This window comes from Alloalcanivorax xenomutans, assembly GCF_032810065.1.
Classification (GTDB): domain Bacteria; phylum Pseudomonadota; class Gammaproteobacteria; order Pseudomonadales; family Alcanivoracaceae; genus Alloalcanivorax; species Alloalcanivorax xenomutans.
Genome location: NZ_CP136538.1, coordinates 3467314 through 3481299, shown reverse-complemented (window position 1 = coordinate 3481299; position 13986 = coordinate 3467314). Strand labels below are relative to the sequence as shown.

Below are 13986 nucleotides of genomic sequence, written 5' to 3'. Positions count from 1 at the left end.
GATGAGTGACCTGATCACCGTGGCCGCGGTGCAGATGACCAGCGGCAAGGTGCTGACGGACAACCTGCGCGCAGCGGAAGTGGGCCTGGAGCGGGCCGCCGCCGGTGGCGCCCGCCTGGCGCTGTTGCCGGAAAACTTCGCCGGTTACGGCGTCAATTATCGCGAGCTGGCGGCACGGTATGACGACCTGCTGGCATGGCTGGGGGAGCAGGCGCGGCGTCATCAACTGTATCTGGTGGCTGGCAGTCTGCCGGCGCGATACCGTCCTGACGGCAGTGAAGTGCCGGCACCGCGGGTGCGTACACGCAGTGTGTTGCTGGGACAGGATGGCGCGGTGATCGCCGGCTACGACAAGCTGCATTTGTTCGATGTGGATGTGCAGGACAGTCAGGGGCGTTACCGGGAGTCGGAGGTATTCGAACCCGGCGATGCCGTGGTCACCGCGCCGGCCGCCGGCCTGACCCTGGGCATGGCGATCTGTTACGACCTGCGTTTCCCGCTTCTGGCCCGGGCCTTGGTGGCGCGCGGCGCTGAGTTATTGATTTACCCCAGTGCGTTCACCGCCACCACCGGTGCCGCGCACTGGGAATTGCTGATGCGCGCTTGCGCGGTGCAAAACGGTTGCTACGTGCTGGGCGCCAACCAATGCGGACAGCACAGCGAGAAACGGGCGAGTTTTGGTCATTCCATGCTGGTGGACCCATGGGGTAGGGTGGTCGCCCAAGCTGGCGGCGAGCCCTCGGTGGTTCTCGGCGACGTGGACCGCGCGACTCTTACGCAGGTGCGTTCCGCGTTGCCGGTGCACCAGCATCAACGATTCACGGTGGAAAGTTTCTATGATCTCCGATGAGCGCTTTACCCTGGCGGCGGATATTCTGCTGACGCCGGCGGAGCTGGCCCCTGACCAGTTGCAGGCCCTGCTGGGCGGGAAGCTGGCCGGACAGGCGGATTACGCCGACATCTACTTTCAGCACAGCCGCCACGAGGCCTGGGTGCTGGAGGACGGGCTGGTGCGCGACGCCAGCTTCAATCTGGAACGCGGTGCCGGCGTGCGTATCGTCAGCGGTGATAAGACCGGCTTTGCCTACAGCGATGATATTTCCCTGGACACCCTGACTCAGGCCGGCAACGCCGCCGCCGCGATCGGGCGTCAGGGCAGCAGCAAGGCGGTGCGTGTGCAAGGCGGCCGGGCCATGACCGAGCGTTATGCGCCGCTGGATCCGCTGCCGGTCTGGAGCAGCGAACGTAAAGTGGCGGTGCTGCAGGAGATGGACCGGCTGGCGCGGTCGCTGGATCCGGCGGTGAAGGAAGTCACCGTCAGCCTCAGCGGTGTGCAGGACGTGATTCTGGTGGCCGCCACCGATGGCACCCTGGCGGCGGATGTGCGGCCGCTGGTGCGTTTCAATATTTCGGTGATCGCCGAGCGCAACGGCCGTCGCGAACGGGGCAGTGCCGGAGGCGGCGGCCGGGTGTCCTACCAATGGCTCGAACAGGACGGGCGCATGGAATCCTGGACCCGTGATGCGGTGCGGCAGGCGCTGGTGAATCTGGAAGCGGCGCCGGCGCCGGCCGGCGCCATGCCGGTGGTGCTGGGTCCCGGCTGGCCCGGGGTGTTGTTGCACGAGGCGGTGGGGCACGGTCTGGAAGGGGACTTCAATCGTAAGGGGACGTCCATGTTCGCCAGCCGAATGGGACAAAAAGTGGCGTCGGATCTGTGCACGGTGGTGGATGATGGTACCTTGCCGGATCGCCGTGGCTCGCTCACCGTGGACGATGAAGGCACACCCAGCGGCTACAACGTGCTGATCGAGAAGGGCGTGCTCACCGGCTACATGCAGGACAAGACCAATGCCCGCCTTATGGGCGTGGCGCCCACTGGCAATGGCCGCCGGGAGTCCTATGCCCACCTGCCCATGCCACGCATGACCAACACTTACATGCTGCCGGGCGAATCCGATCCCGAGGAAATACTGGCGAGCCTGGATCGCGGCATTTACGCGGTGAACTTCGGCGGTGGTCAGGTGGACATCACCTCCGGTCGGTTCGTGTTCTCCACCAGCGAAGCGTATCTGGTGGAAAAAGGAAAAATCGTTTGTCCGGTCAAGGGCGCCACGCTGATCGGCAGTGGCGCGGAGGTGATGAGCCGGATCTCCATGGTCGGCAATGATCTGGCCCTGGATACCGGCATTGGTGTATGCGGTAAGGAAGGTCAGTCCGTACCGGTGGGTGTGGGGCAGCCGACCTTGCGGGTGGACTCCCTGACGGTCGGCGGGACCGCCTGAAGTAAAAAACGAGGGGTAAGCCCGTCCGGGCTGGTGGAGTTGTATTGCAGGGAGGACGGGAATGCCGAGCATTCCGTTGTCGCAATTGTTGTCTCATATGCGGCTGTTCGATGGTCTGGAAGCCGAAGAACTGGCCGTGGTGGAGAAACTGGTGTTCGTGAATCGGGTGAAAGCGGGGGAAACCGTCTGTCGGGAAGGGGATCACAGCGACTTTGTCTGTTTCGTCGCCAGCGGCCGTCTCGACATCGTCAAACATCATGCCGAGCAGGGTGAGGTAGTCATTGCTCAGCTCAAGCCCGGTGATTCGCTGGGTGAAATGGCACTGGTGGATCAACAGCCCCGTTCCGCCACCGTGCGGGCGGTGGAGAATTCCGCTTTGGTGGTGCTGACCCGCAAGGGGTTTGAGCAGCTGCGCCGGCGGCGTCCCCGGGCGGCGGCGGTGATCATGGAGAACATTGCCTTGGTGTTGTGCACTCATCTGCGTCAGACCTCGTCCCGGCTGGCGCGTTTCATGCTGCCATTGGGTTAGAGGGGATGACCGCGCTCAATAGCGGACAGGGGCGCCGCCTGCCGCTGCCGTTGTTTCTCGTTGCCCTGTTGCTGATCGCTCTGAACCTGAGGGTGGGGATCGTCGTGATCGGCCCCCTGGCCAATGGCATGGGGGAGGATCTGGCTCTCAGCGGTGGTGCCTTGGGGCTGCTGACCACGTTGCCGTTGCTGTGCTTTGGCGCGCTGTCGATTTTCTCGCCCCGTTTCGCCGAGCGCTGGGGGCTGGAAACGGTCCTGCTGACCGCGCTGTGGCTGCTGTTCCTGGGGTTGGTGTTGCGACTGTTTGGCAGCTATTTCTGGTTGCTGGCGGGCACGGCGTTGCTGGGTGCCGCCATCGCCGTCATGAATGTGCTGATCCCGAGTCTGGTGCGCGGCCGTTTCCCTCACAAGGTGGCGGCGCTGACCGCGCTTTATTCGGTCACCATGACCCTGGGAGCGGCTTCCGCCGCTGGTATGGCGGTGCCGGTACGGGATGCCTTCGGTGGTGACTGGCGCTATCCGCTGGCGGGGTGCGCGCTGGTGGCTCTGGCCGGTGCTATCGGTTGGTGCTTCATGCTGCCATACCGGACTCCCGCCGCGTCCGGCAAGGCGCCGTCATTGGGATTGTGGCGTAATCCCCGCGCCTGGGTGTTCAGTGTCTTCTTCGGTTTGCAGAGCCTGTTGTACTACAGCCTTACCGCCTGGCTGGCGACGGTGTTCGTTGATGCCGGTATGAGCGAGGCCCGGGCGGGGGAATTGCTGACCCTGTTCAATCTGTCCGGTATGCCCGCCAATTTCTGCGCGCCGCTGTTTTTCGCGCGCATGCGTAATCGGCGTCTGGCCATGGTGCTATTGCACGTGCCGCTGCTGATCAGTGTCCCGGCGTTGATGATCGCGCCAACCAGCCAGCCGGTACTGTGGGTGGTGCTGCTCGGCCTCGGGCAAGGTTCGATGATCAGTACCGGTTTGACGCTGATCGCACTGCGCGGCGCCGACGCCCGGGCTGCTGCCGGCCTGTCCGGGCTGTGTCAGTCCGTGGGCTACCTGCTGGCGGCTTTGGGGCCGGTGACTCTGGGATTGCTGCACGACGCCGCTGGTAACTGGCGGATACCGCTGATGCTGCTGTCGGCTCTGCTGCTGGTGCAGTTTGTCGCCGCTGTGCTGTCCGCCGATGGCGAGCCGATTGGCTGACGTTGAATTCGCCAGCAAGCTGGTTCCCACGGTTTGTGCTACGAAGCCGCTGTAGGAGTTTGCCCTGCATGCGAATGGTGCAATGCCGGAAGCCGTAATCGCCAGCAAGCCAGCTCCCACGGCGGCTCCGTGGCTTCTCTCTGTGGGAAGCTGCCTTGGCAGCGAATCAAGATGTGGATGTGCCAGCCAATCAGTACAAAGGCGCGTTTCTTTCCAGATCGTTGAGAGCGCTCAGAAAGCGCTTGCGCTCGCGCTTGAAGCGTTCACGTTGCTCCTGTTCAGCGGCGCCGGGATCGTCCAGACGCGCCTTGATCAGATTGCGTGCCTGATTGCGCAGCGCCTGGCGGTCCGCCCGCGGATAGAACTCGAGGATCTGCTGAATCACCGGTTCCGCTTCCTTGGCTGAAGCCGCCGCCACGATCTGCTCGGTCCACTGCAGCAGGCGCTGCTGCCGTACCGGGTCCTTGAGCGCGGCCAGGGCGGAGAGAATAGCATCGGTTTCGGCATCACGGATCAGGCGGCCGACAAACAACGCATGACGGCGTTGGGCATCGGCGTTGGTGATGCGGCGGGCCTCTTCCAGTGCCCGCCGCAACGGGTCATTGAGCGGCAGCCGCGCCTGTTGCGCCGGTTTCAGCGCCATGATGTCCAGCCCGGTCTGCTGCAGCTCCGACATTTCCTGTTTGAGCTGCGTTTTGCTGGGAGGTAGGGGCTCGTTATACTCGGTCATTGTCCATGGGAGCCGGTCCGCCGCGACACGAACGCTCCGCCATCAAGCTGAAGGAAACCCTATTTTATGTCCGATCACCCCCGTCCGTCAGCCGATCTCGGCCCAAATCAGTTGAATGCGGCCAAGGACACCGTGGCTTTTGTACTGGAAGAAGCGCGCCGACAGGGCGCCAGCAATGCGGAAGTCGGCTTGTCTCTGTCTCAGGGGTTGTCGGTGGATGTCCGTCTCGGTGAGGTGGAAACGGTGGAGTTTCATCGCGACCGGGGTGTGTCGGTGACGGTGTACTTCGGCCATCGCAAGGGGCAGGCCAGCACTTCGGATGACCGCCGCGAAAGCCTCTGCGACGCGGTGCGCGCGGCCTGCGCCATTGCCCGCCATACCGAGGAGGATCCCCACGCGGGTATCGCCGATGCCAGCCTGCTGGCGGATCAGGTGCCGGATCTGGATTTGTATCACCCCTGGACCTTGACCACCGACCAGGCCATCGAACAGGCGCGGCGGTGTGAGGCGGTGGCTCGTGATGATGCCCGCATCGTCAATTCCGAGGGGGCCTCTCTCAGCACCGGCGCCAGTCTGTACGTGTTGGGCACCAGTGCTGGTTTTCTGCAAGGTTTCGCCGGCACCCATCACAGCCGCAGTTGCGCGGTGGTGGCTCAGGATGAGGCCGGCATGCAGCGGCAATTCTGGTACGACAGCGGCCGGCGCGCGGAACGGCTGGCCAGCCCGGAGCAGGTCGGCGAAAAGGCCCGTGAGCGTACATTGGCGCGGCTGGGGGCCGAGGTGCCCGTCACCGGCGAGTTTCCGCTGCTGTTCTCGGCGGAAATGGCGAGTGGACTGATTGGCCATTTGATCGGCGCCATCAGCGGCGGTTCGCTGTACCGGCGCGCCTCTTTCCTGTGTGACGCACTCGGCTCCCGGGTGTTGCCCGAGGGGTTCCGTTTGGGGGAGCGGCCGTTGATGGCGGCCGGTAACGGTTCCACCCCTTTCGATGGCGATGGGCTGCCCACCCGGGACCAGGATTTCATCGAGGATGGCGAGCTCAAAGGCTATGCCCTGGGTCTGTATGCGGCTCGCCGGCTGGGAATGTCACCCACCGGTAACGGAGGTGGAGTACATAACGTCATTCTGAGCGATACCGGGGAAAGTCAGGAAGCTCTGTTGCGCCGCCTGGGAACGGGAATTCTGGTCACCGAAGTGATGGGACAAGGTGTGAACCTCGTCACAGGAGACTATTCTCGCGGCGCCGCGGGGTTCTGGGTGGAAAACGGGGTTATACAGCGACCATTGCAAGAGTTTACTATTGCCGGAAATCTGAAGGACATGTTCGGAGGCGTTCTGGGCAGTGGCACGGATGTGGATCGAAGGGGGAATATCCACTGTGGTTCGTTACTGTTGTCGCCCATGAAAGTCGCCGGGCGCTAGCTGTTTTTCGTCTTTCAGAATGATTATTCACTGTTTGGCTTAACCAAGGACAAGGAGCATACATTATGGAATCCAATAATCCATATCAGGGGCCCAGCGCGGATGTGCTGGTGACACAGGCGGGATCGGGAACGGTAGGGCAGGCGCAGAAGCGGCCGGTGGGGAACGGCGGCGTCTGGTGGGCACAGGCTTGGCAGATCGTGCGTCAGAACAAGTTGATGTGGGCATTGGCCACTTTCGTTTTCCTGCTGATTTTCATGGCCATCGGTTTGATCACCGCATTCATTCCTTTTATCGGTACTTTCATTCCCACCCTGTTCGCGCCGGTATTCGTCGTCGGCTTGTATTTCATTGCCCACAGGGTACGTGAGCAAAACACGTTTTCCTTCGGTGACCTTTTCGTCGGATTTTCCAATCAGACCGGGCCGCTGTTCATGGCCGGTCTGGCGCAGATCGTGGCGATGCTGGTCTTTTTTGTTTTGATCGGCATTCTTGGCGCCCTGTTCTTTGGCAGTGAACTGATGATGATGTTCAGCTCCTTTGCCGACCCCTACGCCGCGCCCATGATGAACCCGGCCTTTGGCATCGCCAAGATGATCCTGTTCGGCCTGGTCTCTCTGTTGTTGATCATTCCCTACATGGCGGCGATCTGGTTCCAGGTGCCTTTGGTGTTCTTCGGGCAACGCAATGCGTTCGCGGCCATGGTGGAAAGCTTCACCGCGGTATTCCGTAATTTCCTGGCCATGCTGTGGTACGGCATCATCGGCTTCCTGATTTTCCTGGTGCTGGGTATCGCGGCGGCGATCATTGTCGGAGTGATTACCGGGGTGCTCGGACAGGGCGTGATCAGCGGTATTCTGATGTTCGTGTTCGGTGTGGTGATGCTGTTGGTGATGTTGGTGCTGATGGCTTTGTACTCCGCCACCATCTATTGCTCGTTCCGCGATATCTTCGAGTTGGGTGAAGCCGCGCCGCGGCAGCCTGCCTCTGTCTGATTCGCTCAGCACGACATTGCCCGGTGCTTGTCGATACCGGGATCCTCGCCGGGCGGTTTGATACCGCCCGGCGTTCGTTTGAGGACGTGAATGGCGAAAGGAGAGGCCATGGCGATCATCGGTATTGATCTGGGTACCACCAACAGCGCATGTGGTGTGTGGACCGGGCAAGGGGTGGAGCTGATTTCCAACCGGCTGGGCGACGTGCTGACACCGTCCGTGGTGGGCGTCGATGGCAGCGGAGAGATCATGGTGGGCCGCACCGCCCGCCAACGGCTGATTCACCATAGTGATAGAACGGTGGCGGCGTTCAAACGTCTCATGGGCACCGACCACAAGGTGACCCTTGGCGATCAGCGTTTCAGCGCCACCGAGCTGTCCTCCCTGGTGTTGCGCTCGCTCAAGGAAGATGCCGAGACGTACCTGGGGGAGCCGGTGACGGAAGCGGTGATCAGCGTTCCCGCCTATTTCAACGATAACCAGCGCCATGCCACCAAACAGGCGGCGGAGCTGGCGGGACTGACGGTCAGGCGGCTGATTAATGAGCCCACCGCCGCGGCCATGGCTTATGGTCTCCACGAGAAGCAGGAAGGGTTGTTTCTGATTCTCGATCTGGGGGGCGGTACTTTCGATGTGTCGTTGCTGGAATTCTTCGATGGCGTGATGGAAGTGCACGCCAGTGCCGGCGACAACTTCCTGGGTGGTGAGGATTTCGTCGATGCCATGATCGACGATGTGCTGGCCGAACATGAGCTGAGCCGGGACGCCTTGCCGGCCAGTGAGATGCAGAATCTGTATCTGCAAATGGAAGGCGCCAAACGCCGGCTGGGCAATGCCCAGACTCTGAGCCTGAAGCTGGGGGACCGGGAGGTGACCCACGAGGTGACGCCGGAGTGGTTCGCCCGTGTTGTCACGCCTCTGCTGCTGAGAGTGAAGCACCCCATAGAAAGGGCACTGCGGGATGCCAACTTGCATCCTGACAAGGTGGATGACGTGGTCTTGGTCGGCGGCTCCACCCGTCTCGCGTTGTTCCGCTCCACCGTCGGCAAGATGTTCGGCCGGCTGCCGTCCTGTCATCTGGATCCGGATACGGTGGTCGCCGTGGGCGCGACCATCCAGGCCGGCCTGCTGGCGCGGGGGGAAGGGCTGGACGACGTGGTGCTTACCGATGTTTGTCCCTATACGCTTGGCACCGGAGTGATCAACGAGGACAACCCCCGGCTGGGCGATTACTTTCTGCCGATCATCGAGCGCAACAGCGTGGTGCCGATCAGCGTGGAGCGTCATCTGTCCACCGCGTCCGACAACCAAACCAAGATGAAGATCCGGATCTATCAGGGCGAAAACCGTCTGGTGGAGAAGAACGTTTATCTGGGCGAATTGAGCGTGACGGTGCCCAAGGGGCCGCGTGGACAGGAAAGCGTGATCGTCCGTTACAGCTATGACATGAACGGTCTTCTGGAAGTGGACGTGAAGGTGGAGTCCACCGGCAAGACCTATTATCAGTTGATCGAACATACGCCCGGTGCCTTGAGCGAAGACGACAAGGCAAGGTCCCTGCAACGTCTGGCGGCGTTGAAGTTCCACCCCCGGGACGGCGAGGAAAACCGTGCCCTGCTGGCCCGCGGGGAACGGCTGTATGAGTCCAGTCTGGGAGACCGTCGGGAGTTCATCGCTGATCTGATGGGGCGGTTCGAGCAGGTTCTGGACCGGCAAAATCCACTGGACATCGCCCGGGTCCAAAAGGAGGTCAAGGAGGCATTGGACAGCCTGGAAAGTGAGGATTGGTTCTAATGGATCCCTGGCGCGTCCTGGGGCTCGAGGCCACCGAGGATACCCGGGCGGTCAAGCGTGCCTACGCGCGCTTGCTGAAAAGCACCCGCCCGGATGAGCATCCGCAGCAATTCCAGGCTTTGCACGCCGCCTACAAACGTGCCCTGGGCCTTGCCGAGCAACGTGCCCGTGCCGCTGCCGCCGGTGATACGGAGCTGGAAACGGAAACCGGGAAGCGAACGGAGAAGGCATTCACTGCCACGGCCGCCGGGACTCAGCCGCTTCCGCCCGAGACACCGGAATGGGCGGCGCCGGTGGTTCCGGATGGTCCGCCAGCGGCACCGGTGGAACCTGAGCCGGCGTTCCTGGATCAGCCTCCCCCGCCGGCGCGGGACCCGGAGCCGGCCTGGGCCGCGGCACGTGAGCAGGAGGAAGAACGGGAGCCGGAAGAAGACGAGTGGCTGGCGGCCAGTCGTGAACACGAACGGCTGTTGACCCAGTGCCAGGCTTTGCTGGAGCGCGAGGGGCAGCCGGCTGAGGAGAAGGAATGGCGTTTCCTCGCCAACAGTCCCTGGATGCTGGATAGCGCCTTTCACCATGGTTTGGGTGATGCCCTGATGGCGCGGCTGGTGGAACGGCTTCGGCAGCAGGATAACAAGCCGCCTCTGGATGCGGTGATACTGGCTTATTTGAACAGCCTGTTTGATTGGGAAGGGCGTCGTGGCTTGCTGGCGGCCCGTTTTGGCGATACCGCCATGGATCGGGTGTTGGCCCCCCTGGATGCGAATTCTTCCGGCGATCAGGCCTTATTACAGGGGTTGCGTGGTGGCAAGGAGACGGTGCCGCCCTCCCGTCAGGCAAACACCGAGCCGGCCCCCGAAACCCTTTATTTCACCGGCATGACCCTGCGTATGGCCGCTATCGTCATCGATCTGTTGGTGGTGGCGGCACTGCTGGTCATGCCGATATGGGTGGTGAGCATCATGGTGGCGGATTTCAACGGAACAGGTGGCGACATCAGTATTGAGGCGTTCATGGGCTTCTTTCTGGTGCTCGCCGTGCCGGCCTATTTGCTCATGGCGCTGGTCATGGAGGCGGGACCCGGGCAGGCGACTCCGGGGAAACGGATGCTGGGGCTCAGGGTGACGAGCCTGGAGTTTGAGCGGCTGTCATTTCCGCACAATTTGTGGCGGGTCATGGCGTTCGTGGTGGTCAATGCGCTGACCAGCAAAGTGGTGATCCTGGTGAACCTGTTCCTGAAAGGGAACCTCCTGCACGATCGCGTCAGCCGCAGTTATGTCATCAACTGGGCGCGCAGTCAGAGGGAGCAGAAAGACGGGCAGTAGACCGGACCACGGAGCCGCTGTGGGAGCCAGCCTGCTGGCGAATCCCGGCCCTGCGGCATGGTTGCATTCGCTTGCAGCGGCCCGCCGCCCGGACAAGCTCCCACAGCGGCCTTGTAGCGAGCCCTGCCAGAACAGGGCCGTGTGTCAGCCCATTATTCCTCTTCGTCGAAGCGGCGGGCGAACAGGTCGGTGAGTTCCTCCATGGCTGGCTGCTCGTCGTCTCCGTCCACTCGTACTCTGAGGCTGGTGCCCTTGGCGGCGCCGAGCGTAAGCAGGCCCATGATGCTCTTGGCGTCGACCTGACGCTCGTTGTGAAGCACTTGTATGGTGCAGCTGTAACGCGATGCCACGCTCACCACTTTGGCGGCGGCGCGGGCATGCAATCCCAGTTTGTTGATGATGGTGAGTTCCCTCTCGATCATCCCTCCAGCTCCCGATGCCGCACATGCAAGGGGATGGCTTTATTGCGCAGGCGCTGGGCCAACTGCTCGGCCAGATACACGGAGCGATGGCGGCCACCGGTGCAGCCGATGGCAACGGTAACGTAACTGCGGTCGTTGGCGGCGTAGCTGGGTAGCCAGCGCACCAGAAACTGAAAAATATCGTCGATCAAATCTTCGGTTTCCTGATGAGATTGCAGGAAGGCCGCCACCTTGTCGTCGCGACCGGTCAGGGCCCGCAGATCACCGTGCCAGTGGGGATTGGGCAGCATGCGCACGTCGTAGACAAGATCGGCGTCGTTGGGCAGGCCGTTCTTGAACCCGAACGATTGGATCAGCAGCGACAGTTTGACGTTGCGGCCGGCGACCCGCTGGCGGATCTGATTGCGCAGGGAGTGGACATCCAGAGTGCTGGTGTCGATCACCAGATCCGCGCGCATGCGGATGTCGGAGAGCAGCTCGGCTTCATAGGCAATGGCATCGGCCAGGGTGCGATCATCGCCGCTGAGTGGGTGGGGGCGCCGGGTGGCGCTGAAGCGTTTGAGCAGGGTGCCGTGATCGGCGTCGAGAAAGATGATTTCCGTTTCCACCTGCAACTTGCGCAGTTCCGCCAGGGTGGAGGGAAAGGCCAGCAATTGCCTTGGCAGGTTACGGGCATCGATGCCCACCGCCACCCGCTCGAGCACGCGGTCCTCGTCATCCAACTGTCCGGCCAGTTGTGGCAGCAGGCCCAGAGGCAGGTTGTCCACGCAGTAATAACCGTGGTCTTCCAGTGCTTGCAGAGCCGTGGTCTTACCGGAGCCGGACCGGCCGCTGAGAATGGTCAGTTTCATGGCGATTGACGCTTTCTTCCCCCAAAAGACGCCCGGGCCGGGGAGAACCGGCCGCATGGGCCCTGTCGCAGCTTATGAAGCCAGACGCAATTCGGCCTCTGACTCCACGGCGGTAATATAGAGTTGATGATCGTCCGTGGCCTGGCGCAGCTCACGCCGGTAATCCTCGTCGTTGAACAGGTTGGCCAGGTGACTCAGGGTCTTGAGGTGCTGTTCGGGGTTCTGTTCGGGCACCAGCAGAACGAACACCAGATCCACCGGACGGCCATCCACGGCATCGAAGTCCACCGGTTCGGCCAGTTTCAGCAGCAGGCCCACCGCTTGCTCGCAGCGTCCGAGTCGGCAGTGGGGGATGGCGATGCCTTCACCGATACCGGTGGAGCCCAGGCGCTCCCGGGCCACCAGTGCATCGAACACTTCCTGGGCGCCGAGGTCGCCGCAACTGGCCGCGGCCAGCTCGGCAACCTGATCCAGAAGGCGTTTTTTGCTACCCACCTCGATACCGTTATGGGTGCGGTCCTCGGTGAGAAGTTCTCGTACTCGCATAGATCCGCTTAGTGACCGTGCTTGCGGCTCACGGTCTTCTCCTTGTGTTTGAGAATCTGACGATCCAGCTTACTGGTCAGGGCATCAATAGCCGCGTACATGTCACCGGCCTCGGCGGTGGCGAAGACTTCGCCGCCGGAAATGTGGATGGTGGATTCCGCTTTGTGGGTGTTCGGCTCCGGGGACAGGATTACCTGAATGCTGGTGATCTGGTCGAAATGCCGTTCCAGCTTGGAAAACTTGTCGTCCACATAATCACGAAGGGCTTCGGTGATATCCAGGTGATGGCCACTGATGTTGATTTGCATAGCTGGCTCCTTTGCCTCGTTATTTAACCCCGGCCGCTGGCCCGGGTTATAAGCCGTTTCCCGCGTCGTCAAACCAGGCGTTTGCGAGCGCTGGAAGACGGGATTCGCATCGCCTCTCGATACTTGGCGACGGTCCGGCGCGCCACCTTGATCCCTTGCTCATTGAGCAAACTGGCCAGCTTATTGTCGCTGAGCGGCTTGCGAGGGTTCTCGGCGGCGACCAGCTTCTTAATGATGGCACGAATGGCGGTGGAAGAACATTCACCGCCGCCTTCCGTGTCCACGTGACTGGAAAAGAAATATTTCAGTTCGAACACCCCGCGGGGCGTGAGCATGAACTTTTGATTGGTGACCCGGCTGATGGTGGATTCGTGCATCTCCACCGCCTCGGCGATATCCGCCAGCACCAGCGGTTTCATGGCTTCCTCGCCATAGTGGAAGAAGTCCTGCTGCACCTCGACGATGCGCCGGGCCACCTTCAGCAGGGTGTCATTACGGCTTTGCAGGCTTTTCAGGAACCAGCGCGCTTCCTGCATGCAGTTGCGCAGGTACTGGCCGTCCTCGCCCTCGGTGCGGCGGGCCAGCCGGGCGTACTGGGCGTTCAGGTTGACCTTGGGCAGGACTTCCTCGTTCAGTTCCACCCGCCAGCCGCCGCGGAAGGGGCGTACCACCACGTCGGGAACCGCGTACTCCGCCACCTCGCCGCCGATTTGTTCGCCCGGGGCTGGATCCAAGGTGCGCAACAACGCCAGAGCGTCGAGGAGATCGCTTTCCGTCACCCCCATGGCGCGGCGTAGTCCGGCATAGTCGTGCTTTTCCAGTAGCGCGAGATGTTCCAGCAGGGCGGTCGCGGTGGCCAGGTGTGGAGTGTCTGCGGGTTGTTGGCGCAATTGCACGCCCAGGCATTCGGCCAGGTCGCGGCTGGCCACGCCGATCGGGTCGAACTGCTGCAGCCGATGCAGGACCGCCACCACTTCGTCTTCCTCCACCGGATCATCGGCATCGGATATTTGCCGCTCGGCGGTGTCGATCACATCATCCAGGGGTAGGGACAGGTAGCCACGGTGGTCGAGGGCGTCGATGAGGATGCCGGCGATGACACGGTCCCGATCACTCATTGGGCTGAGGTTGAGTTGCCAGAGCAGATGATCCTGGAGGGTGACCGGAGCGACGTGGCGCTGTTGCCAGGCATCGGCGTCATCGTCCTCGCCGTTGCCCGAGCCGGAACCGGACTGGCCCACATAGAGGTCATCCCATTCACTGTCGCTCTCCACCGGCCCTTCCACCAGGTCGTCCAGGGCCTCGTCGCGTTCGAGGTCCATTTCCTCCGCTTCCCAATCGTCATCGGCGGGGGTGTCGTCCTCGGTGTAGGCTTCGCTCCCTTCTTCGAGTTCCAACAGGGGGTTGGTTTCCACCGCCTGCTGGATTTCCTGGCGCAGGTCCAGCGTCGACAGTTGCAGCAAGCGAATCGCCTGCTGCAACTGCGGCGTCATGGTGAGCTGCTGGCCGATCTGGAGTTGTAGACTCGGTTTCATACTGCCTTGGTGGTCTGGTGAATCGCCAAGGCGGCAGAATAGCAGCGTCTTTCAACG

Annotated in this window: 14 protein-coding genes; 8 read left to right on the top strand and 6 right to left on the bottom strand. The window is 62.2% G+C overall.

Annotation, left to right across the window (positions count from 1 at the left end):
• The first annotated feature begins 1 nt into the window (after window position 1).
• From RYH70_RS15955 to RYH70_RS15940, 4 genes are all read left to right on the top strand, one after another.
• Window positions 2–850, top strand: coding sequence for a carbon-nitrogen hydrolase family protein (locus RYH70_RS15955; RefSeq protein WP_055100864.1), 849 nt, complete (start codon window positions 2–4; stop codon window positions 848–850).
• A complete protein-coding gene (gene tldD / locus RYH70_RS15950) occupies window positions 837–2282 on the top strand; it encodes a metalloprotease TldD (protein WP_022996273.1) in 1446 nt (481 codons plus the stop codon). The genes RYH70_RS15955 and tldD overlap by 14 nt, the downstream gene beginning before the upstream one ends.
• A 61-nt stretch (window positions 2283–2343) precedes the next feature.
• Window positions 2344–2811, top strand: coding sequence for a cyclic nucleotide-binding domain-containing protein (locus tag RYH70_RS15945; RefSeq protein WP_022996272.1), 468 nt, complete (start codon window positions 2344–2346; stop codon window positions 2809–2811).
• 5 nt (window positions 2812–2816) lie between these two features.
• Complete coding sequence (locus RYH70_RS15940) at window positions 2817–4001, top strand: MFS transporter (protein WP_022996271.1); 1185 nt, start codon at window positions 2817–2819, stop codon at window positions 3999–4001.
• Window positions 4002–4191: 190 nt separating this feature from the next.
• Here RYH70_RS15940 and yjgA read toward each other — a convergent pair whose 3' ends face one another.
• A complete protein-coding gene (yjgA, locus tag RYH70_RS15935) occupies window positions 4192–4731 on the bottom strand; it encodes a ribosome biogenesis factor YjgA (protein WP_317009394.1) in 540 nt (179 codons plus the stop codon).
• A 66-nt stretch (window positions 4732–4797) separates the two neighbouring features.
• Here yjgA and pmbA point away from each other — a divergent pair, with 66 nt between their 5' ends.
• The 4 genes from pmbA (at window position 4798) to RYH70_RS15915 (ending at window position 10267) form a co-directional block, all read left to right on the top strand.
• Window positions 4798–6153, top strand: a complete 1356-nt coding sequence (gene pmbA, locus RYH70_RS15930; protein ID WP_022996269.1) for a metalloprotease PmbA — start codon at window positions 4798–4800, stop codon at window positions 6151–6153.
• Window positions 6154–6218: 65 nt separating this feature from the next.
• Window positions 6219–7148, top strand: a complete 930-nt coding sequence (locus RYH70_RS15925; RefSeq protein ID WP_022996268.1) for a BPSS1780 family membrane protein — start codon at window positions 6219–6221, stop codon at window positions 7146–7148.
• Window positions 7149–7238: 90 nt separating this feature from the next.
• Window positions 7239–8942 (top strand): molecular chaperone HscC, encoded by a 1704-nt coding sequence (locus tag RYH70_RS15920; protein WP_231504687.1) that lies wholly within the window; start codon window positions 7239–7241, stop codon window positions 8940–8942.
• Window positions 8942–10267 carry an RDD family protein gene (locus RYH70_RS15915; RefSeq protein ID WP_317009393.1) on the top strand — a complete coding sequence of 442 codons (1326 nt, stop codon included), beginning with the start codon at window positions 8942–8944 and terminating at the stop codon, window positions 10265–10267. The genes RYH70_RS15920 and RYH70_RS15915 overlap by 1 nt, the downstream gene beginning before the upstream one ends.
• A gap of 152 nt (window positions 10268–10419) precedes the next feature.
• On the opposite strand, the gene RYH70_RS15910 is transcribed toward RYH70_RS15915, so the two are convergent.
• From RYH70_RS15910 to RYH70_RS15890, 5 genes are all read right to left on the bottom strand, one after another.
• Window positions 10420–10689 (bottom strand): HPr family phosphocarrier protein, encoded by a 270-nt coding sequence (locus RYH70_RS15910; protein ID WP_063142446.1) that lies wholly within the window; start codon window positions 10687–10689, stop codon window positions 10420–10422.
• Window positions 10686–11540, bottom strand: a complete 855-nt coding sequence (gene rapZ / locus RYH70_RS15905) for an RNase adapter RapZ (RefSeq protein WP_022996264.1) — start codon at window positions 11538–11540, stop codon at window positions 10686–10688. The genes RYH70_RS15910 and rapZ overlap by 4 nt, the downstream gene beginning before the upstream one ends.
• Window positions 11541–11612: 72 nt before the next feature.
• Complete coding sequence (gene ptsN / locus RYH70_RS15900) at window positions 11613–12086, bottom strand: PTS IIA-like nitrogen regulatory protein PtsN (RefSeq protein WP_022996263.1); 474 nt, start codon at window positions 12084–12086, stop codon at window positions 11613–11615.
• 8 nt (window positions 12087–12094) lie between these two features.
• The gene (gene hpf, locus RYH70_RS15895; protein ID WP_014995905.1) at window positions 12095–12394 is read right to left on the bottom strand and encodes a ribosome hibernation-promoting factor, HPF/YfiA family; all 300 of its coding nucleotides are present in this window, start codon (window positions 12392–12394) and stop codon (window positions 12095–12097) included.
• Window positions 12395–12462: 68 nt separating this feature from the next.
• Window positions 12463–13929 carry an RNA polymerase factor sigma-54 gene (locus RYH70_RS15890; RefSeq protein ID WP_097058524.1) on the bottom strand — a complete coding sequence of 489 codons (1467 nt, stop codon included), beginning with the start codon at window positions 13927–13929 and terminating at the stop codon, window positions 12463–12465.
• Window positions 13930–13986: the final 57 nt, after the last annotated feature.

What these genes read in the sequence shown, in the direction of transcription:
- RYH70_RS15955 (WP_055100864.1), top strand. Translation starts at nt 2, where the DNA reads ATGAGTGACCTGATCACCGTGGCCGCGGTGCAGATGACCAGCGGCAAG.
- tldD (WP_022996273.1), top strand. Translation starts at nt 837, where the DNA reads ATGATCTCCGATGAGCGCTTTACCCTGGCGGCGGATATTCTGCTGACG.
- RYH70_RS15945 (WP_022996272.1), top strand. Translation starts at nt 2,344, where the DNA reads ATGCCGAGCATTCCGTTGTCGCAATTGTTGTCTCATATGCGGCTGTTC.
- RYH70_RS15940 (WP_022996271.1), top strand. Translation starts at nt 2,817, where the DNA reads ATGACCGCGCTCAATAGCGGACAGGGGCGCCGCCTGCCGCTGCCGTTG.
- yjgA (WP_317009394.1), bottom strand. Translation starts at nt 4,731, where the DNA reads ATGACCGAGTATAACGAGCCCCTACCTCCCAGCAAAACGCAGCTCAAA.
- pmbA (WP_022996269.1), top strand. Translation starts at nt 4,798, where the DNA reads ATGTCCGATCACCCCCGTCCGTCAGCCGATCTCGGCCCAAATCAGTTG.
- RYH70_RS15925 (WP_022996268.1), top strand. Translation starts at nt 6,219, where the DNA reads ATGGAATCCAATAATCCATATCAGGGGCCCAGCGCGGATGTGCTGGTG.
- RYH70_RS15920 (WP_231504687.1), top strand. Translation starts at nt 7,239, where the DNA reads ATGGCGAAAGGAGAGGCCATGGCGATCATCGGTATTGATCTGGGTACC.
- RYH70_RS15915 (WP_317009393.1), top strand. Translation starts at nt 8,942, where the DNA reads ATGGATCCCTGGCGCGTCCTGGGGCTCGAGGCCACCGAGGATACCCGG.
- RYH70_RS15910 (WP_063142446.1), bottom strand. Translation starts at nt 10,689, where the DNA reads ATGATCGAGAGGGAACTCACCATCATCAACAAACTGGGATTGCATGCC.
- rapZ (WP_022996264.1), bottom strand. Translation starts at nt 11,540, where the DNA reads ATGAAACTGACCATTCTCAGCGGCCGGTCCGGCTCCGGTAAGACCACG.
- ptsN (WP_022996263.1), bottom strand. Translation starts at nt 12,086, where the DNA reads ATGCGAGTACGAGAACTTCTCACCGAGGACCGCACCCATAACGGTATC.
- hpf (WP_014995905.1), bottom strand. Translation starts at nt 12,394, where the DNA reads ATGCAAATCAACATCAGTGGCCATCACCTGGATATCACCGAAGCCCTT.
- RYH70_RS15890 (WP_097058524.1), bottom strand. Translation starts at nt 13,929, where the DNA reads ATGAAACCGAGTCTACAACTCCAGATCGGCCAGCAGCTCACCATGACG.